Annotated in this window: 16 protein-coding genes, 4 tRNA genes, 2 rRNA genes and 2 pseudogenes; 5 read left to right on the plus strand and 19 right to left on the minus strand. The window is 52.1% G+C overall.

The features are described 5' to 3' along the window. Entirely contained in the window at positions 1–771 is a 771-nt protein-coding gene (thiG, locus tag QEN32_RS20895; RefSeq protein WP_127201645.1) for a thiazole synthase, read from the plus strand. Then, on the plus strand, positions 768–1,901 hold the full coding sequence (gene thiH / locus QEN32_RS20900) for a 2-iminoacetate synthase ThiH (protein WP_265322424.1): 1,134 nt from the start codon (positions 768–770) through the stop codon (positions 1,899–1,901). Before thiG ends, thiH begins: the two co-directional genes overlap by 4 nt. Before the next feature lie 153 nt (positions 1,902–2,054). Here thiH and QEN32_RS20905 read toward each other — a convergent pair. Beyond that, a pseudogene (locus tag QEN32_RS20905) lies at positions 2,055–2,239 on the minus strand (hypothetical protein); the annotation flags it as partial. A gap of 411 nt (positions 2,240–2,650) precedes the next feature. Between QEN32_RS20905 and QEN32_RS20910 the strand changes: the two are divergent. Then, positions 2,651–2,994: pseudogene (locus QEN32_RS20910) on the plus strand (cytoplasmic protein). A 1-nt stretch (position 2,995) separates the two neighbouring features. Here the strand turns inward: QEN32_RS20910 and QEN32_RS20915 are convergent. From QEN32_RS20915 to QEN32_RS20980, 14 genes are all read right to left on the minus strand, one after another. Next, entirely contained in the window at positions 2,996–3,322 is a 327-nt protein-coding gene (locus tag QEN32_RS20915) for a hypothetical protein (protein ID WP_265322425.1), read from the minus strand. Positions 3,323–3,363: 41 nt separating this feature from the next. Next, entirely contained in the window at positions 3,364–7,587 is a 4,224-nt protein-coding gene (gene rpoC / locus QEN32_RS20920) for a DNA-directed RNA polymerase subunit beta' (RefSeq protein WP_000653965.1), read from the minus strand. A 76-nt stretch (positions 7,588–7,663) separates the two neighbouring features. Continuing rightward, on the minus strand, positions 7,664–11,692 hold the full coding sequence (rpoB, locus tag QEN32_RS20925) for a DNA-directed RNA polymerase subunit beta (RefSeq protein ID WP_000263105.1): 4,029 nt from the start codon (positions 11,690–11,692) through the stop codon (positions 7,664–7,666). Between the two features lie 317 nt (positions 11,693–12,009). Then, the gene (gene rplL / locus QEN32_RS20930) at positions 12,010–12,375 is read right to left on the minus strand and encodes a 50S ribosomal protein L7/L12 (protein WP_000028882.1); all 366 of its coding nucleotides are present in this window, start codon (positions 12,373–12,375) and stop codon (positions 12,010–12,012) included. 66 nt (positions 12,376–12,441) lie between these two features. After that, positions 12,442–12,939: a 50S ribosomal protein L10 gene (gene rplJ, locus QEN32_RS20935; protein ID WP_001207203.1), complete on the minus strand. Its 498-nt coding sequence runs from the start codon at positions 12,937–12,939 to the stop codon at positions 12,442–12,444. Positions 12,940–13,358: 419 nt separating this feature from the next. After that, positions 13,359–14,063 (minus strand): 50S ribosomal protein L1, encoded by a 705-nt coding sequence (rplA, locus tag QEN32_RS20940; protein WP_001096676.1) that lies wholly within the window; start codon positions 14,061–14,063, stop codon positions 13,359–13,361. Positions 14,064–14,066: 3 nt separating this feature from the next. Beyond that, the gene (gene rplK, locus QEN32_RS20945) at positions 14,067–14,495 is read right to left on the minus strand and encodes a 50S ribosomal protein L11 (RefSeq protein ID WP_001085926.1); all 429 of its coding nucleotides are present in this window, start codon (positions 14,493–14,495) and stop codon (positions 14,067–14,069) included. Positions 14,496–14,652: 157 nt separating this feature from the next. Then, on the minus strand, positions 14,653–15,198 hold the full coding sequence (gene nusG, locus QEN32_RS20950; RefSeq protein ID WP_001287521.1) for a transcription termination/antitermination protein NusG: 546 nt from the start codon (positions 15,196–15,198) through the stop codon (positions 14,653–14,655). A 1-nt stretch (position 15,199) separates the two neighbouring features. Continuing rightward, positions 15,200–15,583, minus strand: coding sequence for a preprotein translocase subunit SecE (secE, locus tag QEN32_RS20955; RefSeq protein ID WP_001275691.1), 384 nt, complete (start codon positions 15,581–15,583; stop codon positions 15,200–15,202). A gap of 229 nt (positions 15,584–15,812) precedes the next feature. Continuing rightward, entirely contained in the window at positions 15,813–16,997 is a 1,185-nt protein-coding gene (tuf, locus tag QEN32_RS20960) for an elongation factor Tu (RefSeq protein WP_000031748.1), read from the minus strand. A 115-nt stretch (positions 16,998–17,112) separates the two neighbouring features. Continuing rightward, positions 17,113–17,188, minus strand: a tRNA-Thr gene (locus QEN32_RS20965). Between the two features lie 6 nt (positions 17,189–17,194). Beyond that, positions 17,195–17,269: transfer RNA gene (locus QEN32_RS20970), tRNA-Gly, on the minus strand. Between the two features lie 116 nt (positions 17,270–17,385). Beyond that, positions 17,386–17,470: transfer RNA gene (locus QEN32_RS20975), tRNA-Tyr, on the minus strand. 8 nt (positions 17,471–17,478) lie between these two features. Further along, positions 17,479–17,554, minus strand: a tRNA-Thr gene (locus QEN32_RS20980). Positions 17,555–17,573: 19 nt separating this feature from the next. On the opposite strand from QEN32_RS20980, the gene QEN32_RS20985 reads away from it, so the two are divergent. After that, positions 17,574–17,747, plus strand: coding sequence for a hypothetical protein (locus QEN32_RS20985; protein ID WP_001541267.1), 174 nt, complete (start codon positions 17,574–17,576; stop codon positions 17,745–17,747). A 208-nt stretch (positions 17,748–17,955) separates the two neighbouring features. Further along, a complete protein-coding gene (gene coaA, locus QEN32_RS20990) occupies positions 17,956–18,906 on the plus strand; it encodes a type I pantothenate kinase (protein ID WP_000023068.1) in 951 nt (316 codons plus the stop codon). A gap of 34 nt (positions 18,907–18,940) precedes the next feature. Here the strand turns inward: coaA and birA are convergent, their stop codons facing one another. The 4 genes from birA to QEN32_RS21010 all read right to left on the minus strand — a co-directional run bounded on the left by birA (position 18,941) and on the right by QEN32_RS21010 (position 24,329). After that, a complete protein-coding gene (birA, locus tag QEN32_RS20995; RefSeq protein WP_000655746.1) occupies positions 18,941–19,903 on the minus strand; it encodes a bifunctional biotin--[acetyl-CoA-carboxylase] ligase/biotin operon repressor BirA in 963 nt (320 codons plus the stop codon). Beyond that, positions 19,900–20,928, minus strand: a complete 1,029-nt coding sequence (murB, locus tag QEN32_RS21000; RefSeq protein WP_000149799.1) for a UDP-N-acetylmuramate dehydrogenase — start codon at positions 20,926–20,928, stop codon at positions 19,900–19,902. Before murB ends, birA begins: the two co-directional genes overlap by 4 nt. 181 nt (positions 20,929–21,109) lie before the next feature. Next, positions 21,110–21,225 (minus strand): 5S ribosomal RNA (gene rrf, locus QEN32_RS21005). Positions 21,226–21,422: 197 nt separating this feature from the next. Further along, a 23S ribosomal RNA gene (locus tag QEN32_RS21010) occupies positions 21,423–24,329 on the minus strand. Positions 24,330–24,374 lie beyond the last annotated feature (45 nt).

Here is a 24,374-nt window from a genome sequence, read left to right on the forward strand (position 1 = left end):
ATGTTACGTATTGCTGACAAAACGTTTGATTCACATCTGTTCACCGGTACCGGGAAGTTTGCCTCATCGCAACTGATGGTCGAGGCAATTCGCGCTTCCGGCAGCCAGTTGGTGACGCTGGCGATGAAGCGCGTGGACCTGCGCCAGCACAATGATGCGATTCTGGCGCCGCTGATTGAAGCGGGCGTCACGCTGCTGCCCAATACCTCCGGGGCGAAAACCGCTGAAGAGGCGATTTTTGCTGCCCAACTGGCGCGCGAAGCGCTGGGCACCCACTGGCTGAAATTAGAAATCCACCCGGACGCCCGCTGGCTATTGCCGGACCCGATCGAAACGCTAAAAGCTGCCGAGTCGCTGGTGAAGCAGGGTTTTGTGGTGCTGCCCTACTGTGGCGCGGATCCGGTGTTGTGCAAGCGGCTGGAAGAGGTCGGCTGCGCGGCGGTGATGCCGCTCGGCGCGCCTATCGGTTCGAATCAGGGGCTGGAAACCAAAGCGATGCTGGAGATTATTATCCAGCAGTCCACCGTGCCGGTGGTGGTTGATGCGGGCATTGGCGTGCCCAGCCATGCCGCGCAGGCGCTGGAAATGGGCGCTGATGCGGTACTGGTCAACACCGCAATTGCCGTGGCGGACGATCCGGTGATGATGGCAACCGCTTTCCGTCTGGCGGTGGAAGCCGGATTACTGGCGCGTCAGGCGGTGCCGGGTAATCGTAGCACCTACGCCAGCGCCACCAGCCCGCTCACCGGGTTTCTGGAGGCCCTGGCATGAAAACTTTCAGCGACCGCTGGCGGCAACTGGAGTGGGACGATATTCGCCTGCGCATCAACGGTAAAACTGCCGCCGACGTGGAGCGCGCACTGAACGCCGCGCCTCTTAGCCGGGACGATTTGATGGCGTTGCTCTCCCCCGCCGCCGCCGATTACCTTGAACCGCTGGCGCAGCGGGCACAAAGGCTGACCCGACAACGCTTTGGCAACACCGTCAGTTTCTACGTACCGCTTTATCTCTCAAACCTCTGTGCCAACGACTGCACCTACTGCGGCTTCTCGATGAGCAACCGCATCAAGCGTAAGACGCTGGATGAGGCTGAAATTGCCCGCGAGTGCTCAGCTATCCGTGAGCTGGGTTTTGAGCATCTGCTGTTGGTCACCGGCGAACATCAGGCCAAAGTCGGCATGGACTATTTTCGCCGTCATTTACCCACCATCCGCCGTCAATTTTCCTCTTTACAGATGGAAGTCCAGCCCTTGTCGCAAGAAAACTATGCGGAGCTCAAAACGCTGGGGATCGATGGCGTGATGGTTTATCAGGAAACTTACCATGAGGCAATCTATGCACAGCATCACCTGAAGGGAAAGAAACAGGACTTTTTCTGGCGGCTGGAAACGCCGGATCGGTTAGGCCGGGCAGGTATCGACAAAATCGGTCTTGGCACGCTAATTGGTCTGTCGGACAGCTGGCGGGTTGATTGCTATATGGTGGCGGAGCATCTGTTGTGGATGCAAAAACAGTACTGGCAGAGCCGTTACTCCATCTCGTTTCCTCGCCTGCGGCCCTGCGCCGGAGGCGTTGAACCCGCATCGATCATGGACGAGCGACAGTTGGTACAAACCATTTGCGCGTTTCGTTTACTGGCGCCAGAAATTGAGCTATCGCTTTCCACCCGCGAATCGCCCTGGTTCCGAGACCATGTGATTCCTCTGGCAATCAACAACGTCAGCGCCTTCTCAAAAACCCAGCCTGGCGGCTACGCTGACGATCATCCGGAACTGGAGCAGTTTTCTCCCCACGATGACCGTCGGCCAGAAGCCGTAGCAAGCGCGTTAAGCGCGCAAGGATTGCAGCCCGTCTGGAAAGACTGGGACAGTTGGCTGGGGCGCGCTTCGCAAATGCGGTGAACCCGTATGTAAACGCATTAATATTTCACGAGCGAGTACGTAATGTGAAAAACGGGAGATTGTTATCGACCTCCCGTTTTTTTATTTTGTCATCGTCAGCAACGGAAGCTGACCAGGGCAAAGTATCCCTTCCTCATTTTTGCCCAGCCTTCTCCCCTTCATCAGTAATTTACGACCGAGGGCTGGCCACTGGATTATCGAAATAGCGGTGAACTTGAAGCTTTTGGGCAGCGTTCCTGACTGTAATTTCTCTGGCGGCCCTCTTCCAACCGTGTCTGCTGATCGTTTTTGTCCATAAAATGATGCCCCAGAACAACGGGAATCAGGGGCGAACCCATCAGGGAAAAATGTGTTGCGGTCGGACGCCGATGGGAACGTTACTTGATGGAAAACGCATCTGGGCTGAGAAAAATTTAAGCCAGATGTAATCTGACAGATATCTGTATAAATAACCGGTAACTGTCAGATCAGGTCTGAGATAATACATATCATTTTACCTATACGCACTGCATCCTCGGACATCTGGGATTGGTGTATTGTCCGATTATAAAGTCGTCTGTGTGTTTTTTCGGCCTAAAGACCTTAATGGAATTAAATACTCCATTTAATAATTTAAAATGTCCCGCGTAAACAACCAATAAAACAGGTTTATCATTTAATGTATGAACAGCAGGTATTTTATAATGGCGAGCCAATAGACTTTAATAACTTAGATTTATGGGATAAATTTAAAGTCACATTTGGATTTAATGTTACAGAAAAAAAGAAACCCAATGGTAAAAAATTCAATTTTGAGTATTGTGGATTCTCTACTTTTATTACGCCGGTTAATGGCGTTGACGGGATTTTAGCAAAGTGGTTCTCAAACAAACATAATGTAAGTGTCCCAACGCCTTATACATTCGGTCAAGACCCCATTCCTGGCGTCAATCTTTATCGTAATACAAAAGCAAAATTTGTTATGGCTAACGGCGGTAATAGTCTTCCCTGTGCGATGGCAAAATATAATGCAAAAACTGGACAATTTATTCATATAACCAGTGACAATGAGTTTTCACAAATAATGCGAGAAACAAGAGTTATGAAAAAATAATTCATTTACACATTAAATTTATAATTACAGATAAAATCAAGAGCCAGCATGGCATTGAAAAATAAAATACGGCTTTTTTATCCGCGCTGGTTTTGACTTGATGAAGAATAACGGTGGCGACAATAATAATAAGACAATAAATAAATATAAGTAATGATTTATGGTGAAGTATATATAACGATAGAAACAATAAAAAAGCGGACAGAACGTTTGAAATGGTTATCTTTTTTGTAAATACCAAAAGACTAAACATTAAATAGATTAATGAAATAATCGCTGGCATTTTCTTTCCTTGTAGGCAAGCGACCCGGGATTCGGTATCCAGCATGAAGCTGGTGGAGGGATAAATGCCCCTCCACCATTTAACGATTACTCGTTATCAGAACCGCCCAGACCTGCGTTCAGCAGCTCTGCCAGGCTTGCAGATGCATCTTCCGCAGTGACCTGCGGTGTTGCTGGCTGCTCGCCCGCGGCGCGACGACGCATACGATCCTGGTGGTACGCGTAACCGGTACCGGCCGGGATCAGACGACCCACGATAACGTTCTCTTTCAGGCCGCGCAGTTCGTCGCGTTTGCCCGCAACGGCTGCTTCGGTCAGGACACGCGTGGTCTCCTGGAACGATGCCGCGGAGATGAACGACTCAGTTGCCAGAGACGCTTTGGTGATACCCAGCAGATCGCGGGAGAAGGTTGCGCCCACTTTGCCGTTCGCTTCCAGCTCGCGGTTAGCGATCTTGACGCGGGAGTATTCAACCTGCTCGCCTTCCAGGAAGTCGGAGCTACCAGCGCTTTCGATGGTGGCTTTACGCAGCATCTGACGAACGATAACTTCGATGTGTTTATCGTTAATCTTAACGCCCTGCAGACGGTATACATCCTGGACTTCGTTAACGATGTAACGCGTCACAGCATGAACGCCACGCAGACGCAGAATGTCATGCGGCGCTTCCGGACCATCGGAAATCACATCACCACGTTCTACACGTTCACCTTCGAACACGTTGAGCTGACGCCATTTCGGAATCATCTCTTCGTACGGGTCACTACCATCAACCGGCGTAATCACCAGACGACGTTTGCCTTTGGTTTCTTTACCGAAGGAAACGATACCTGCGATTTCCGCCAGAATGGCCGGCTCTTTCGGACGACGCGCTTCGAACAGATCTGCAACGCGCGGCAGACCACCGGTGATATCCTTGGTACCGCCGGATTCCTGCGGAATACGCGCCAGGGTGTCACCAGAACTGATCTGTACGCCATCTTCCAGCTGTACAATCGCTTTACCCGGCAGGAAGTACTGCGCAGGCATATCGGTACCAGGGATCAGAACGTCATTACCCTGAGCATCAACGATTTTCAGCGCCGGACGCAGATCTTTACCACCAGTAGTACGTTCAGCCGAATCCAGAACCACCAGCGAAGACAGACCGGTCAGTTCGTCGGTCTGACGCGTAATGGTCTGACCGTCGATCATGTCAGTGAAGCGGATGAAACCACTCACTTCGGTGATAACCGGCATGGTGTGCGGGTCCCAGTTTGCCACGGTTTCGCCGCCGGCAACCTGCTCGCCATCACCTTTCGCCATGACAGCGCCATAAGGCACTTTATAGCTCTCTTTGGTACGACCGAATTCGTCGATCAGCTTCAGTTCGGTGTTACGGGAAGTGATAACCAGTTTACCGCTGGAGTTCACAACCGACTTCACGTTGCTGAGCTTGATGCTACCTTTATTTTTCACCTGGATGCTGGATTCAGCAGCCGCACGCGATGCCGCACCACCGATGTGGAAGGTACGCATCGTCAGCTGTGTACCCGGTTCACCGATGGACTGTGCCGCGATAACGCCGATAGCTTCACCTTTGTTGATGATGTGGCCACGCGCCAGGTCACGACCATAGCAGTGCGCACATACACCAAAGTCGGTGTCGCAGGATACAACGGAACGCACTTTAACGGCGTCAACGGAGTTTGCTTCCAGCAGGTCACACCACTGTTCGTGCAGCAGCGTGTTGCGTGGAACCAGAATGTCCGCGGTACCCGGTTTCAGCACATCTTCTGCTGTCACACGGCCCAGAACGCGGTCACGCAGCGGCTCTTTCACGTCGCCACCCTCGATAACCGGGGTCATCAGGATACCTTCGTGCGTACCACAGTCATCTTCGGTCACTACCAGATCCTGCGCGACGTCAACCAGACGACGGGTCAGGTAACCGGAGTTTGCGGTTTTCAGTGCGGTATCCGCCAGACCTTTACGCGCACCGTGCGTGGAGATGAAGTACTGGAGTACGTTCAGACCTTCACGGAAGTTCGCGGTGATTGGCGTTTCGATGATGGAGCCATCTGGCTTCGCCATCAGACCACGCATACCGGCCAGCTGACGAATCTGGGCCGCAGAACCACGCGCACCGGAGTCGGCCATCATGTAGATGCTGTTGAAGGAAACCTGCTGCTCTTCCTGGCCGTCACGGTTAATCACGGTTTCGGTTTGCAGGTTATCCATCATCGCTTTGGATACACGATCGTTCGCCGCAGCCCAGATGTCGATAACTTTGTTATAGCGTTCGCCAGCGGTTACCAGACCGGACTGGAACTGCTCCTGGATCTCAGCAACTTCAGCTTCCGCTTCAGAAATGATCTCGTGTTTTTTCTCCGGGATGACCATGTCATCAATACCAACGGACGCACCTGAACGCGCTGCATAAGCAAAGCCGGTGTACATCGTCTGGTCCGCAAAAATAACGGTCGGTTTCAGGCCCAGAATACGGTAGCAAGTGTTCAGCATTTTGGAGATCGCTTTCTTGCCCAGCGCCTGGTTGACGATGGAGAAAGGCAGACCTTTCGGTACGATCATCCACAGAATGGCGCGACCAACGGTCGTGTCTTTCAGGCTGGTGTGCGCAACGAATTCGCCGTTTTCATCTTTTTCATATTCAGTGATACGCACTTTAACGCGCGCATGCAGAGAGGCCAGACCTGCGCGATAGATACGCTCAGCTTCTTTCGGGCCAGTCAGCACCATGCCTTCGCCTTTGGCGTTAACACAGTCACGGGTCATGTAGTACAGACCCAATACCACGTCCTGAGACGGAACGATGATAGGTTCGCCGTTCGCCGGAGACAGGATGTTGTTGGTGGACATCATCAGCGCACGCGCTTCAAGCTGGGCTTCCAGCGTCAGCGGTACGTGAACAGCCATCTGGTCACCATCGAAGTCGGCGTTATATGCCGCACAAACCAGCGGGTGCAGCTGGATAGCTTTACCTTCGATCAGTACCGGTTCAAATGCCTGGATACCCAGACGGTGCAGTGTTGGTGCACGGTTCAGCAGTACCGGGTGTTCGCGGATCACTTCGTCCAGGATATCCCAAACGACGGCTTCTTCACGCTCAACCATTTTCTTCGCGGCTTTGATGGTGGTGGCCAGGCCACGCAGTTCCAGCTTGCCGTAGATGAACGGTTTGAACAGCTCCAGCGCCATTTTCTTCGGCAGACCGCACTGGTGCAGACGCAGGTATGGACCTACGGTGATTACAGAACGACCGGAGTAGTCAACACGCTTACCGAGCAGGTTCTGACGGAAACGACCTTGTTTACCTTTGATCATGTCGGCCAAAGATTTCAGAGGACGCTTGTTAGAACCGGTGATCGCACGACCGCGACGACCGTTATCCAGCAGGGCGTCAACCGCTTCCTGCAGCATACGTTTTTCGTTACGTACGATGATGTCCGGCGCAGCCAGATCCAGCAGACGCTTCAGACGGTTGTTACGGTTAATGACGCGACGATACAGATCGTTCAGGTCAGAAGTCGCGAAACGACCACCATCCAGCGGAACCAGCGGACGCAGATCTGGCGGCAGAACCGGCAGAACGGTCAGGATCATCCACTCTGGCTTGTTGCCAGACTGTACGAAGGCTTCCAGCAGTTTGATACGCTTGGTCAGCTTCTTACGCTTGGTTTCGGAGTTGGTTTCGTTCAGCTCTTCGCGCAGAGTTTCACACTCTTGCTCCAGATCCATGCTCTTCAGCAGGGCCTGGATAGCTTCCGCACCCATCTTCGCGTCGAATTCGTCACCGAACTCTTCCAGCGCGTCCAGATACTGTTCTTCAGTCAGGATCTGTTGACGTTCCAGGTTGGTCATACCGCCTTCGATAACCACATAAGATTCGAAGTACAGTACGCGTTCGATATCGCGCAGCGGCATATCGAGCAGCAGACCGATACGGGACGGCAGCGATTTCAGGAACCAGATGTGAGCAGTCGGGGACGCCAGCTCGATGTGGCCCATACGCTCACGGCGTACTTTGGTCTGGGTCACTTCAACGCCGCACTTCTCACAAATAACACCACGGTGTTTCAGGCGCTTGTATTTACCGCACAGGCACTCGTAGTCTTTTACCGGCCCAAAGATACGGGCGCAGAAAAGGCCGTCACGCTCAGGTTTGAACGTACGGTAGTTGATGGTTTCCGGCTTTTTAACTTCACCGAAAGACCATGAACGGATCATGTCTGGCGAAGCCAGAGCAATTTTGATCGCATCAAACTCTTCGGTTTTAGTCTGCGCTTTCAGAAACTTTAATAAATCTTTCACGGATTTGCTCCCGTCGGAGTTAGCACAATCTGGTGTCGGGTTTTACCCCGACACCAGTGACCTGTTTGAGCGAGAATTACTCGTCTTCCAGTTCGATGTTGATGCCCAGCGAGCGGATCTCTTTCAACAGAACGTTGAAGGATTCCGGCATACCCGGTTCCATCTGATGGTTGCCGTCCACGATGTTCTTATACATCTTGGTACGACCGTTCACGTCATCAGACTTAACGGTGAGCATTTCCTGCAGGGTGTAGGCGGCGCCGTAAGCTTCCAGCGCCCACACTTCCATCTCCCCGAAGCGCTGACCACCGAACTGCGCCTTACCACCCAGCGGCTGCTGAGTAACCAGGCTGTAAGAACCGGTAGAACGCGCATGCATCTTGTCATCAACCAGGTGGTTCAGTTTCAGCATGTACATGTAACCGACGGTTACCGGACGTTCGAACTGTTCACCCGTACGGCCATCGAACAGGGTGATCTGACCGGAGGTCGGCAGGTCGCCCAGTTTCAGCAGCTCTTTGATTTCCGCTTCTTTCGCACCGTCAAACACTGGGGTGGCAATCGGCATACCTTTACGCAGGTTTTCTGCCAGACGCAGCACTTCATCATCGCTGAAGGTGCTCAGGTCGACTTTCTGACGAACGTCGGCGCCCAGATCGTAGGCACGCTGGATGAATTCGCGCAGTTTGGCGACTTCCTGCTGCTGTTTCAGCATGGCGTTAATCTTGTCGCCAATACCTTTTGCAGCCATACCCAGGTGGGTTTCCAGAATCTGACCGATGTTCATACGAGACGGTACGCCCAGCGGGTTCAGTACGATGTCTACCGGCGTGCCGTTTTCATCGTAAGGCATGTCTTCGATCGGGTTGATCTTAGAGATAACACCCTTGTTACCGTGGCGACCTGCCATCTTATCACCCGGCTGGATACGGCGTTTAACGGCCAGATAGACCTTCACGATCTTCAGCACGCCCGGCGCCAGATCGTCGCCCTGGGTGATTTTACGGCGCTTCGCTTCAAGTTTTTTCTCGAACTCGTGTTTCAGCTCGTCATACTGCTCAGCCAGTTGTTCCAGCTGATTTTGTTTCTCTTCGTCGGTCAGACCGAGTTCCAGCCAGCGGTCGCGCGGCAGTTTGTCGAGCTTCTCAGCTTCAACGCCGCCGGACACCAGTACCGCACGGATACGGCTAAACAGGCCCGCTTCAAGGATCTGCAATTCTTCAGACAGGTCTTTTTTCGCCTGCTTGAGCTGCATCTCTTCGATTTCCAGAGCACGTTTGTCTTTTTCTACGCCATCGCGAGTAAAGACCTGAACGTCGATAACCGTACCGGAGACACCGTTAGGTACGCGCAGAGAAGAGTCTTTAACGTCAGACGCTTTCTCACCGAAGATCGCACGCAGCAGTTTCTCTTCCGGCGTCAGCTGGGTTTCACCTTTCGGCGTCACCTTACCGACCAGAATGTCGCCGCCGGTTACTTCCGCGCCGATGTAAACGATACCGGATTCATCCAGTTTGGAGAGCGCAGCTTCACCCACGTTCGGGATATCAGCGGTGATCTCTTCCGGCCCCAGCTTGGTGTCACGGGACACGCACGCCAGTTCCTGAATGTGGATGGTGGTGAAACGGTCTTCCTGAACCACACGCTCGGATACGAGGATGGAGTCTTCGAAGTTGTAGCCGTTCCACGGCATGAACGCCACGCGCATGTTCTGACCGAGCGCCAGTTCACCGAGGTCGGTGGACGGACCGTCTGCCAGCACGTCGCCGCGTTCAACCGGCTCGCCCAGAGACACACATGGCATCTGGTTGATACAGGTGTTCTGGTTAGAGCGGGTGTATTTGGTCAGGTTATAGATGTCGATACCCGCTTCGCCCGGGTACATCTCGTCTTCGTTAACTTTGATAACGATACGGGACGCATCCACGTACTGAACAGTACCGCCACGTTTAGCTACTGCAGTAACACCGGAGTCGACGGCGACAGCACGTTCCATACCGGTACCAACCAGCGGCTTATCAGCACGCAGAGTTGGAACCGCCTGACGTTGCATGTTCGCACCCATCAATGCACGGTTGGCGTCATCGTGTTCCAGGAACGGGATCAGGGACGCACCGACGGATACCACCTGCTGGGTGGATACGTCCATGTAGTCAACCTGGTCGCGGCTGAACAAGCTGGATTCGCCTTTGCTACGGCAGGTCACCAGATCTTCTACAAAGTGGCCTTCGTCATCCAGGTTGGAGTTCGCCTGAGCGATAACGTAGTTGCCTTCTTCGATAGCAGACAGGTAATGAATTTCGTCAGTGACCACGCCATCAACCACACGACGGTACGGCGTCTCAAGGAAACCATATTCGTTAGTCTGTGCGTACACGGACAGGGAGTTGATCAGACCGATGTTCGGACCTTCCGGCGTTTCGATAGGACATACGCGACCGTAGTGCGTCGGGTGTACGTCTCGAACTTCGAAGCCTGCGCGTTCGCGGGTCAGACCACCTGGGCCGAGTGCGGAGATACGACGTTTGTGCGTAATCTCAGACAGCGGGTTGTTCTGGTCCATAAACTGAGACAGCTGGCTGGAACCAAAGAACTCTTTCACTGCGGCGGAAATCGGCTTGGCGTTGATCATATCCTGAGGCATCAGGGTATCCAGATCGCCCAGAGACAGACGCTCTTTCACCGCACGCTCTACACGCACCAGGCCAACGCGGAACTGGTTTTCCGCCATTTCGCCGACGGAACGGATACGACGGTTGCCGAGGTGGTCGATATCATCCACTTCGCCTTTACCGTTACGGATATCGATGAGCTTCTTCATGACATCAATGATGTCGTCTTTGCTCAGGATACCGGAACCTTCGATTTCGTCGCGCAGCAGAGAACGGTTGAACTTCATACGACCCACCGCAGACAGGTCATAGCGGTCTTCGGAGAAGAACAGGTTCTCAAACAGGCTTTCAGCCGCTTCACGAGTCGGCGGCTCACCAGGGCGCATCATGCGGTAGATTTCTACCAGCGCGCTCAGACGATCGTTAGTTGGGTCGACGCGTACCGTTTCAGAAATGTACGGGCCGTGGTCCAGATCGTTGGTAAACAGCGTTTCGATACGCTTGTGGCCGGACTGGCTCAGCTTAGCCAGCAGATCCAGGCTCAGCTCCATGTTCGCCGCGCAGATCAGCTCGCCAGTAGATTCGTCAACGTAGTCTTTAGAGACGACTTTACCTGCGATGTACTCAACCGGAACTTCGATATGCTTGATATCGTCTTTTTCCAGCTGACGGATGTGACGCGCGGTAATGCGACGGCCTTTTTCAACGTACACTTTGCCGTTAGCTTCGATATCGAACGACGCGGTTTCGCCGCGCAGACGTTCTGGAATCAGCTCCATCTGCAGCTTGTTGTCGCGAATTTCGAAGACCACTTTCTCAAAGAACAGGTCAAGGATCTGCTCAGTGGTGTAGTTCAGCGCACGCAGGATGATGGTCGCAGGCAGTTTACGGCGACGGTCGATACGCACGAACAGGTTGTCCTTCGGATCGAATTCGAAGTCCAGCCAGGAACCACGGTAAGGAATGATGCGCGCGTTATACAGCACTTTACCCGAAGAGTGGGTTTTACCTTTGTCGGAGTCAAAGAAGACGCCCGGACTACGGTGCAGCTGAGAAACAATAACACGCTCAGTACCGTTGATAACAAAGGTACCGTTGTCGGTCATGAGCGGAATTTCGCCCATGTAGACTTCTTGTTCTTTAATGTCTTTAACGGTGCCTTCCGGCGCTTCGCGCTCGTAGATCACCAGACGCAGTTTTACGCGCAGCGGTGCGGAATAGGTCACGCCACGGATCTGACATTCCTGAACGTCAAACACCGGTTCGCCAAGGCGGTAGCTGACGTACTGCAGCTCGGAATTACCGCTGTAGCTCTGAATCGGGAACACGGAACGGAAGGCTGCTTCCAGGCCGTACTGCCCTTCAGGATCTTGCTCGATAAACTTCTGAAACGAGTCAAGCTGGATAGAAAGGAGATAAGGTACATCCAGAACTTGTGGACGTTTACCAAAATCCTTACGAATACGTTTTTTCTCGGTATAGGAGTAAACCATAGGGTTCCTCAGCTCGCTGACAAGTCGACCCATCTGTCCTGCGGGGGACAGTTTGTGCAACACTATTTTGTTGACCGGAAAATGGATACTTTCCGCAATGCCTGTTGCTATCACGCTTAAACCATTTCATTGCGATTTACACAGAACGTACGCTCTGTCGCAGTATATTAAGTCGTCGATAGAAACAAGCATTGAAAGGCACAGCAGTAGTCAAACAGTGTGAAACGCTACTGGCGCCTTACAGCGCAAAAAGGCTGGTGACTAAAAAGTCACCAGCCATCAGCCTGATTTCTCAGGCTGCAACCGGAAGGGTTGGCTTATTTAACTTCAACTTCAGCGCCAGCTTCTTCCAGAGATTTTTTCAGTGCTTCAGCGTCATCTTTGCTCACGCCTTCTTTCAGAGCGGCCGGAGCAGATTCTACCAGGTCTTTAGCTTCTTTCAGACCCAGGCCAGTTGCGCCACGTACTGCTTTGATAACAGCAACTTTGTTAGCGCCAGCAGCTTTCAGAATTACGTCGAATTCAGTTTTTTCTTCAGCAGCTTCAGCCGGGCCAGCAGCTACAGCTACAGCAGCAGCAGCGGAAACACCGAATTTTTCTTCCATTGCAGAAATCAGTTCTACAACGTCCATTACGGACATAGCGGATACTGCTTCAATGATTTGATCTTTAGTGATAGACATTTAAATTGTTCCTGAATATCAGAATAAGTTTATACGTAAGCAAATGCTTGATAAAGACAACTGCGATTACGCAGCTTCTTTTGCATCGCGTACAGCAGCCAGTGTGCGAACCAGTTTGCCAGCCGAAGCTTCTTTCATGGTTGCCATCAGGCGTGCAATTGCTTCTTCGTAGGTCGGCAGAGTTGCCAGGCGGTCGATCTGAGACGCCGGGATCAGCTCACCTTCAAAGGCTGCAGCTTTGACCTCAAATTTTGCATTCGCTTTCGCGAACTCTTTGAACAGACGAGCAGCAGCGCCCGGGTGTTCCATAGAGTATGCAATCAGGGTCGGACCAACAAACGTGTCTTTCAGGCACTCGAACTGAGTACCTTCAACGACGCGACGCAGCAGGGTGTTACGAACAACACGCATGTATACGCCAGCTTCACGACCTGCTTTACGCAGTTCAGTCATTTTATCTACAGTTACGCCACGGGAATCCGCAACTACTGCAGACAGCGCGCCTTTGGCTACTTCGCTGACTTCAGCAACAATCGCTTGTTTGTCTTGAAGATTTAAAGCCATTAGCTTTGCTCCTGGATGTTTGCCGGAACTCATGTTCCGGAACTCACTTCACTCATCTCAACGAGAAGAGCGTCTTAATACGGTGAGCAGAAACAAGCCAGAGTATCAAAAATAATCTTAGCGTTCTGTCACCGTCTACGCAGGGGATTAAGCCTCTTGCGAGACGCCTGCGGTCTTCGACGGAGGCCTGGATAGGCCAGGCTCCAACGAACAAATTCTTTCTATGACTTCGTCCTTTGAACCGCAGCTGTGTTAGCTGCGCTCGTTCACACCAGTCACATAGTTAACTATGCTCCTGGCGATTCACTCACTTGCTGCCTTGCTGCAATTCAAATGACTCGCATAGTGCTCTGTTATATTTCAACAGAATCGTGGGGGTAAGATTGTAGACAAAATCACCGCCCACGTAAAGACTAATCTTAGTTCGCAGATGCGCTCAGACCAGCCTGATCAACGGCAACGCCAGCACCCATGGTGGTGGAGATGCTAACTTTCTTGATGTACACGCCTTTCGCCTGGCTCGGTTTTGCTTTTTTCAGCGCAACCAGCAGAGCTTCCAGGTTTTCTTTCAGTTTGTCAGCGTCAAAGTCCACTTTACCGATGGTGGTGTGGATGATGCCGTTTTTGTCGTTACGGTAACGAACCTGACCTGCTTTAGCGTTCTTAACCGCTTCAGCAACGTTCGGCGTTACGGTACCGACTTTCGGGTTTGGCATCAGGCCGCGCGGACCCAGAACCTGGCCCAGCTGGCCAACAACGCGCATTGCATCCGGGGATGCGATAACAACGTCGAAGTTCATTTCGCCTTTCTTGATCTGGTCAGCCAGATCTTCCATACCTACCAGCTCAGCGCCAGCAGCTTTAGCTGCTTCAGCGTTCGGGCCCTGGGTAAATACGGCAACGCGAACAGAACGGCCAGTACCGTGCGGCAGTACAGTCGCGCCACGAACGTTCTGGTCAGATTTACGAGCATCGATGCCGAGGTTAACGGCAACGTCAACGCTTTCGTTGAATTTAGCAGTGGCCAGCTCTTTCAGCAGGGCAATAGCTTCGTTGATGTCGTACTGTTTGGTCGCATCAACTTTTTCACGGATCACGCGCATACGCTTGGTCAGTTTAGCCATTTCTTAGTCCTCCACTACCAGGCCCATGGAACGTGCAGTACCTTCGATGGAGCGAGTCATCGCTTCAATGTCGGCACCGGTCATGTCGGCAGCTTTGGTCTGCGCGATTTCCTGCAGCTGAGCGCGGGAAATTTTACCTACTTTGTCTTTGTTCGGCTTGCCGGAACCAGACTTGATACCAGCCGCTTTTTTCAGCAGAACAGCTGCCGGAGGCGTTTTGGTAACGAAGGTGAAAGAACGGTCAGCGTAAACGGTAATAACAACCGGAATCGGCAGACCTTTTTCGATGGAATCCGTTTTTGCGTTGAACGCTTTGCAGAATTCCATGATGTTCACACCCTGCTGACCCAGTGCTGGACCAACCGGCGGACTCGGGTTCGCCATACCAGCTGCAACCTGCAGCTTGACGTAGGCTTGTACTTTCTTAGCCATTCTAAATTCCTCGAATTGGGTAGTATCGCTTCAAAGAAGCTCCCCGTGATAAATATCGCTTTATGGGCATAAGGCCCATAAAAACAAAAGGCGCGAAATTGTATGTCAATTTCGCGCCCTATGCAACGATTAGATCGCTGCTTTTTTGATCGCAGCCTTACGCTTTCTCAACCTGGCTGAAGTCCAGCTCTACCGGGGTCGCACGACCGAAGATAGAAACAGACACTTTCAGGCGAGACTTCTCATAATCGACTTCTTCGACAACGCCGTTAAAGTCTGCGAACGGACCGTCGTTAACACGAACCATTTCACCCGGTTCAAACAGAGTTTTCGGCCGCGGCTTATCGCCAACCTGCTGCAGACGGTTCATGATCGCATCGACTTCTTTGTCGCTGATCGGCGCCGGACGGTCTGACGTACCGCCGATAAAGCCCATCACACGCGGCACGCTGCGCACCAGGTGCCAGCTTGCGTCGTTCATGACCATCTGAACCAGAACGTAACCCGGGAAGAATTTGCGTTCGCTTTTGCGACGCTGGCCGCCACGGATCTCAACGACTTCTTCAGTCGGCACCATGACTTCGCCAAACAGCTCTTCCATATTGTGTAATTTGATATGCTCGCGCAGCGATGTGGCTACGCGGCCTTCAAAACCGGAAAACGCCTGAACGACGTACCAGCGCTTTTTAGGTGCTTCAGACATCTCAGAACCTCAGGCCAGTGATAAAGGATACCAGGCGAACCAGAATACCATCCAGTCCCCACAGGATCAGTGACATAACTGCGGTAACCGCAGCGACGATCAGCGTGGTGTGCAGCGTTTCCTGGCGAGTCGGCCAAATGACCTTACGGACTTCGGTTCTCGCTTCACGGGCAAAAGCAACGGTTGCTTTACCTTTTGTCGTCAACAGCGCGACACCACCCGCTGCAGCAATCAGAATTACTACGGCCAGCGCACGCAGCGGCAGCATCATGTCGCGATAGAGGTAGTTGCCGACGATTGCGACGATCAGCAATATGGCAACAACTATCCACTTCATCGCTTCCAGGCCGCGCCCGCTCCCTTGAGCTTCGGTATTCGCACTCATAAACCAACCTGTCAGAAGTATTCTACAAACATTTTCACCCCGCAATCGCGAGGCAATCCAAATCGAAACGCTTATTCGCCTTTCGGATTATACGCCCTCTACAGAGCCTGTCTCAGCAATGATTATGACAAATAAAATCACTGATGAGCCAGGTTCTGGTGTGAAAGCGTGCAAAAAGGGCATCAAATGATGCCCTTTTATTGCGCATTGCGTCAAATGTTATCAGCGATTAGCCGAGAACTTTAGCAACAACGCCCGCGCCAACGGTACGGCCGCCTTCACGGATTGCGAAACGCAGACCGTCGTCCATTGCGATCGGGTGGATCAGGGTAACAACCATTTTGATGTTGTCGCCCGGCATTACCATCTCTACGCCTTCCGGCAGTTCGATGGTACCAGTCACGTCAGTAGTACGGAAGTAGAACTGCGGACGGTAGCCTTTGAAGAACGGAGTATGACGGCCGCCTTCATCTTTGGACAGAATGTACACTTCAGATTCGAACTTGGTGTGCGGCTTGATGGTGCCCGGCTTAGCCAGTACCTGACCACGTTCGATTTCTTCACGTTTGATACCACGCAGCAGAACACCTACGTTCTCACCGGCACGGCCTTCGTCCAGCAGTTTGCGGAACATTTCAACGCCAGTACAGGTAGACTTCTGAGTCTCTTTGATACCAACGATTTCAACTTCTTCGCCCACTTTGATGATACCGCGTTCTACACGACCGGTAACAACGGTACCACGACCGGAGATGGAGAATACGTCTTCGATCGGCAGCAGGAACGGCTTGTCAATCGCACGCTCTGGTTCCGGGATGTAAGAATCCAGGAAGCCAGCCAGTTCGATGATTTTCGCTTCCCACTCTGCGTCGCCTTCCAGCGCTTTCAGAGCAGAACCACGAACGATCGGAGTGTCGTCGCCCGGGAAGTCGTACTGAGACAGAAGTTCACGAACTTCCATTTCAACCAGTTCCAGCAGCTCTTCGTCATCAACCATGTCGCATTTGTTCAGGAACACGATGATGTACGGAACGCCTACCTGACGACCCAGCAGGATGTGCTCACGGGTCTGCGGCATCGGGCCGTCAGTCGCAGCAACAACCAGGATCGCGCCGTCCATCTGAGCAGCACCGGTGATCATGTTTTTAACATAGTCGGCGTGCCCCGGGCAGTCTACGTGTGCGTAGTGGCGGGTCGGGGTATCGTATTCAACGTGAGAAGTGTTGATGGTGATACCACGCGCTTTTTCTTCCGGCGCGTTATCGATCTGGTCGAATGCGCGAGCGGCACCGCCGTAGGTTTTAGCCAGTACGGTAGTAATGGCAGCGGTCAGCGTTGTTTTACCATGGTCAACGTGGCCGATAGTACCGACGTTAACGTGCGGTTTTGTACGTTCAAACTTTTCTTTAGACATCGATTGTCCCTCTAAGACACGGATAAATCGGTGATATCACCACATCAACCAGGCAACACGCCCGACTTGTTGAATGCTAATAAACAGAAGAGAAAAACAGGAAGGAGAAAAGAAGTGGTGCTGATAGGCAGATTCGAACTGCCGACCTCACCCTTACCAAGGGTGCGCTCTACCAACTGAGCTATATCAGCACATCTTGGAGCGGGCAGCGGGAATCGAACCCGCATCATCAGCTTGGAAGGCTGAGGTAATAGCCATTATACGATGCCCGCATCCTGGAACTCGGCTACCTGATTTTCATTCTGCACTGAATATCGAGAGAAACTCTCTTTATTCGAGCCGGTAAGCGAACTTATCGTCTCGGGCTGCGCCATCGCGCGGCCGAAAATGGTGGTGGGGGAAGGATTCGAACCTTCGAAGTCTGTGACGGCAGATTTACAGTCTGCTCCCTTTGGCCGCTCGGGAACCCCACCGGACTTGATGGTGCCGACTACCGGAATCGAACTGGTGACCTACTGATTACAAGTCAGTTGCTCTACCTACTGAGCTAAGTCGGCATCAAGTAGCGCGCATTCTATGGAGACCTGCGTGCTCATGCAACTAAAAAATTGCATAAAATGTTCTATCGCTCACATTTTGCGCTATAAGAGACAAAAATGCTCTAATTTCAAACAAGAGAGCATAAATTTTCGGCATTTTACCGACCGTCTGACCAGGATACGACGCGGCATTTCAACGCTCCGTCGATAGAAAGCAATCTTCTGTATCTGGTATATTCGTCACATTGCTTCTCAGGGATAGCTTTCACAGCGAGATTTTTTCTTATTATTCCTCCCCATCTGGTGTTACCCTCCTGCCCATTGTCCAAATTAACTTAAATGTGACGTGCCGTTGCATGTCAGGGATGGCCCTCGTTCATCGCTGAACTGATGTAGCAATAGCAGCCAGAAACATGCTTATGAGTATAAAAGAGCAATCGTTAATGACGCCTTACCTACAGTTTGATCGCAGCCAGTGGGCTGCGCTTCGCGATTCTGTGCCGATGACCCTGACCGAGGATGAGATCGCGCAGTTAAAAGGCATTAATGAAGATTTATCGCTGGAAGAAGTTGCAGAAATATATTTACCTCTCTCCCGTTTGCTAAATTTCTATATCAGTTCAAATCTGCGTCGTCAGGCTGTCCTGGAACAGTTTCTGGGCACTAACGGCCAGCGAATCCCTTACATCATCAGTATCGCGGGCAGCGTCGCAGTGGGTAAAAGCACGACAGCACGCGTTCTGCAAGCGTTGCTGAGTCGCTGGCCGGAACACCGCCGTGTTGAATTGATTACCACAGACGGCTTCCTCCACCCAAACCAGGTGTTGAAAGAACGCGGGTTAATGAAGAAAAAGGGGTTCCCCGAATCGTATGATATGCACCGACTGGTGAAATTCGTTTCTGACCTCAAGTCGGGCGTACCGAACGTGACGGCGCCAGTCTATTCTCATTTGATTTACGATGTTATTCCTGAAGGGGATAAAACCGTCGCTCAGCCTGATATATTGATTCTTGAAGGTTTGAATGTTTTACAAAGCGGTATGGATTATCCTCACGATCCGCATCATGTATTTGTCTCTGATTTCGTTGATTTCTCTATTTACGTGGATGCGCCAGAAGAACTTCTTCAGACGTGGTATATCAATCGCTTCCTGAAATTCCGCGAAGGGGCGTTTACCGATCCTGACTCTTATTTCCACAATTATGCGAAATTATCTAAAGAAGAAGCTGTTAATACAGCAGCCTCGCTTTGGAAAGAAATTAACTGGTTGAATTTAAAACAAAATATCTTACCTACACGAGAACGTGCCAGCCTTATTATGACCAAGAGCGCTAACCATGCGGTGGAACAGGTAAGATTGCGGAAATAACAGAAAAAAGGGGAGTACCGACTCCCCTTTTTTACTATTCGGCGCTTCGCAGCGATATTTCCCCACCCATCCAGGGTTTAATCACGCCATCCTGTTCAAGCAATAATGCACCCTGAGTATCAATGCCGCGAGAAATACCAAATATTTCTTTGTCGCCAATAATTAGTTTTACCGGGCGATCAATAAAATTATCCAGTTTTTTCCAGCGCGAAAGATAAGGAGAAAGACCTTCTTGCTCAAAAAGCTCAAGCGCAGCACGTAACTTATAAATCAGCTTTGCGGCCAGCATATTGCGGTCGAGCGTAATTCCGGCCTCTTGTAGTGTGATCCATCCCTGATTTATCACGTCCTCTTCTACGCGACGCATTGCCATGTTAATACCAGCGCCAATCACTATTTGTGCGGCATCGCCCGTTTTACCGGTTAATTCGACCAGAATACCCGCCAGTTTGCGATCCAGCAGGTAGAGGTCGTTAGGCCACTTCACACGAACTTTATCTGCGCCCAGTTCACGCAGCACTTCCGCCATCACAATTCCAATGACCAGACTCAAGCCTATTGCCGCCGCAGGCCCCTGCTCCAGACGCCAGTACATTGAAAGATATAGATTCGCACCAAACGGTGAGAACCATTTACGCCCGCGACGACCACGCCCCGCCTGTTGGTATTCTGCTACACAGGCATCGCCTGAACGCAGCTCGCCAATTCGATCAAGTAAATACTGATTGGTTGAATCGATAACGGGCAATACCGCCACGTTTCCGCTATCCAGTTGGCTATGTATACGGTCAGCATCCAGTAACTGGATGGGTTCCGGTAAGCTATATCCTTTCCCGGGAACGGTAAATACATCTACTCCCCAGTCGCGTAATGTCTGGATATGTTTATTAATCGCCGCGCGGCTCATTCCCAGCCGTTCACCCAACTGCTCGCCTGAGTGAAACTCTCCGTCGGCAAGCAGTGAGATCAGCGTCAGGGGAACGGTAGTATCTTTCATGCAATGCTCTCCACAGCGTTCACCTCTCCGGACCGACCAATAAAGCGAACCTCAGGCTCCAGCCAGACATTAAATTTTTCACCCACTTTTTGCCGGACATGATGCGCCAGCGCCACCACATCTTTACTTGTCGCATCATTCGCATTAATCAATACCAGCGCCTGTTGGCGATGCACCGCAGCGCCGCCAATGGTGACGCCTTTCAACTGACATTGATCTATCAGCCAGCCTGCCGCCAGCTTTACTGAGCCGTCTGCCTGAGGGTAATGCGGCGCGTTGGGAAATCGTTCTAACAGTTCCATAGCGATATCGGCTGCGACAACGGGATTTTTAAAAAAGCTGCCCGCATTGCCATTCACTTTAGGATCCGGCAATTTTGTGGTGCGCATATGGCATACAGCATCAAACACCTGTTGCGCGGTGACCGTTTTCGGGTCCAGACGAGTAAGATCGCCATAGGTCAACACCGGCTGCCATTGCTTTGACAAACGCAGACCCACCGCGACGATCGCAACGCGATCCTGATATTCATTTTTGAAGATGCTGTCACGATAGCCGAAACGGCATTCCGCCGCGGACAAACGCAGACGTTTTCCCGTTTCCAGTTCAACGCAGTCAACGTAGTCGCAGACGCGCTGTAGTTCTACGCCATACGCGCCAATATTCTGTATAGGCGAGGAACCAACGCAGCCAGGGATGAGCGCCAGATTCTCCAGGCCGGGCATGTTGTTATCCAGCGCGTAGCGAACCAGCTGATGCCAGTTTTCGCCTGCGCCGACGTGTAGGTGCCAGGCGTCCGCGGTTTCATTGACCTCAATGCCTTTCAGGCGGTTAAGGATCACGGTGCCGGCGTAATTTTCCAGAAACAGGACATTGCTTCCTTCACCCAGGATCATAACCGGCAGTCCCTCACGAGTTGCTTGCTGCCAGGCGCTCAGTAGTTGTTGTTCGTTTTCAGCGCATACGATGTGCTTTGCACAATGATCAATGCCGAAGGTATTCCAGGGTTTTAGGGAGTGGGTCATGGCTGCTTTCCTGATACTCAATCGGCAATAGTTTACCGTATCTGTGTTGGGAAGGCTTGTGGTTATATTGAGGGTGGATCGGCGCGTCCCTGTAGGCCGGATAAGGCGGAGCCGCTATCCGGCAGACCACAGATAAAACAAAAGGCCCAGTCTTTCGACAGGGCCCTTCGTTTTATTTGATGCCTGGCAGTTCCCTACTCTCGCATGGGGAGACCCCACACTACCATCGGCGCTACGGCGTTTCACTTCTGAGTTCGGCATGGGGTCAGGTGGGACCACCGCGCTACTGCCGCCAGGCAAATTCTTTTGTGCTCTGTACGCAATTCTTTATCGCATCAGCGGCGTTGCCTGCGCTCGTAAAGTCAGTCACATACTTCTGTATGCTCCTTCCTTTCCTTCGCTTGCCGCCTTGCTGCTGCGCAAATTATTGCGTACTCAACTCTGAATCAGTGCTGAAAATCGTCTCTCATCCGCCAAAACATCTTCGGCGTTGTAAGGTTAAGCCTCACGGTTCATTAGTACCGGTTAGCTCAACGCATCGCTGCGCTTACACACCCGGCCTATCAACGTCGTCGTCTTCAACGTTCCTTCAGGAGACCTAAAGTCTCAGGGAGAACTCATCTCGGGGCAAGTTTCGTGCTTAGATGCTTTCAGCACTTATCTCTTCCGCATTTAGCTACCGGGCAGTGCCATTGGCATGACAACCCGAACACCAGTGATGCGTCCACTCCGGTCCTCTCGTACTAGGAGCAGCCCCCCTCAGTTCTCCAGCGCCCACGGCAGATAGGGACCGAACTGTCTCACGACGTTCTAAACCCAGCTCGCGTACCACTTTAAATGGCGAACAGCCATACCCTTGGGACCTACTTCAGCCCCAGGATGTGATGAGCCGACATCGAGGTGCCAAACACCGCCGTCGATATGAACTCTTGGGCGGTATCAGCCTGTTATCCCCGGAGTACCTTTTATCCGTTGAGCGATGGCCCTTCCATTCAGAACCACCGGATCACTATGACCTGCTTTCGCACCTGCTCGCGCCGTCACGCTCGCAGTCAAGCTGGCTTATGCCATTGCACTAACCTCCTGATGTCCGACCAGGATTAGCCAACCTTCGTGCTCCTCCGTTACTCTTTAGGAGGAGACCGCCCCAGTCAAACTACCCACCAGACACTGTCCGCAACCCGGATTACGGGTCCACGTTAGAACATCAAACATTAAAGGGTGGTATTTCAAGGTCGGCTCCATGCAGACTGGCGTCCACACTTCAAAGCCTCCCACCTATCCTACACATCAAGGCTCAATGTTCAGTGTCAAGCTATAGTAAAGGTTCACGGGGTCTTTCCGTCTTGCCGCGGGTACACTGCATCTTCACAGCGAGTTCAATTTCACTGAGTCTCGGGTGGAGACAGCCTGGCCATCATTACGCCATTCGTGCAGGTCGGAACTTACCCGACAAGGAATTTCGCTACCTTAGGACCGTTATAGTTACGGCCGCCGTTTACCGGGGCTTCGATCAGGAGCTTCGCTTGCGCTGACCCCATCAATTAACCTTCCGGCACCGGGCAGGCGTCACACCGTATACGTCCACTTTCGTGTTTGCACAGTGCTGTGTTTTTAATAAACAGTTGCAGCCAGCTGGTATCTTCGACTGACTTCAGCTCCGTGAGTAAATCACTTCACCTACGTGTCAGCGTGCCTTCTCCCGAAGTTACGGCACCATTTTGCCTAGTTCCTTCACCCGAGTTCTCTCAAGCGCCTTGGTATTCTCTACCTGACCACCTGTGTCGGTTTGGGGTACGATTTGATGTTACCTGATGCTTAGAGGCTTTTCCTGGAAGCAGGGCATTTGTTGCTTCAGCACCGTAGTGCCTCGTCGTCACGCCTCAGTGTTAAAGTGAACCGGATTTACCTGGAACACACACCTACACGCTTAAACCGGGACAACCGTCGCCCGGCCAACATAGCCTTCTCCGTCCCCCCTTCGCAGTAACACCAAGTACGGGAATATTAACCCGTTTCCCATCGACTACGCCTTTCGGCCTCGCCTTAGGGGTCGACTCACCCTGCCCCGATTAACGTTGGACAGGAACCCTTGGTCTTCCGGCGAGCGGGCTTTTCACCCGCTTTATCGTTACTTATGTCAGCATTCGCACTTCTGATACCTCCAGCAACCCTCACAGGCCACCTTCGCAGGCTTACAGAACGCTCCCCTACCCAACAACACACAGTGTCGCTGCCGCAGCTTCGGTGCATGGTTTAGCCCCGTTACATCTTCCGCGCAGGCCGACTCGACCAGTGAGCTATTACGCTTTCTTTAAATGATGGCTGCTTCTAAGCCAACATCCTGGCTGTCTGGGCCTTCCCACATCGTTTCCCACTTAACCATGACTTTGGGACCTTAGCTGGCGGTCTGGGTTGTTTCCCTCTTCACGACGGACGTTAGCACCCGCCGTGTGTCTCCCGTGATAACATTCTCCGGTATTCGCAGTTTGCATCGGGTTGGTAAGCCGGGATGGCCCCCTAGCCGAAACAGTGCTCTACCCCCGGAGATGAATTCACGAGGCGCTACCTAAATAGCTTTCGGGGAGAACCAGCTATCTCCCGGTTTGATTGGCCTTTCACCCCCAGCCACAGGTCATCCGCTAATTTTTCAACATTAGTCGGTTCGGTCCTCCAGTTAGTGTTACCCAACCTTCAACCTGCCCATGGCTAGATCACCGGGTTTCGGGTCTATACCCTGCAACTTAACGCCCAATTAAGACTCGGTTTCCCTCCGGCTCCCCTATTCGGTTAACCTTGCTACAGAATATAAGTCGCTGACCCATTATACAAAAGGTACGCAGTCACACAGGTAAACCTGTGCTCCCACTGCTTGTACGTACACGGTTTCAGGTTCTTTTTCACTCCCCTCGCCGGGGTTCTTTTCGCCTTTCCCTCACGGTACTGGTTCACTATCGGTCAGTCAGGAGTATTTAGCCTTGGAGGATGGTCCCCCCATATTCAGACAGGATACCACGTGTCCCGCCCTACTCATCGAGCTCACAGCACATGCGCTTTTGTGTACGGGGCTGTCACCCTGTATCGCGCGCCTTTCCAGACGCTTCCACTAACACACATGCTGATTCAGGCTCTGGGCTCCTCCCCGTTCGCTCGCCGCTACTGGGGGAATCTCGGTTGATTTCTTTTCCTCGGGGTACTTAGATGTTTCAGTTCCCCCGGTTCGCCTCATTAACCTATGGATTCAGTTAATGATAGTGTGACGAGTCACACTGGGTTTCCCCATTCGGGTATCGCCGGTTATAACGGTTCATATCACCTTACCGGCGCTTATCGCAGATTAGCACGCCCTTCATCGCCTCTGACTGCCAGGGCATCCACCGTGTACGCTTAGTCGCTTAACCTCACAACCCGAAGATGTTTCTTACGATTCATCATCGTGTTGCGAA

Source organism: Salmonella sp. SA14318 (genome assembly GCF_029866905.1).
GTDB classification, from domain to species: Bacteria; Pseudomonadota; Gammaproteobacteria; order Enterobacterales; family Enterobacteriaceae; genus Salmonella; species Salmonella enterica.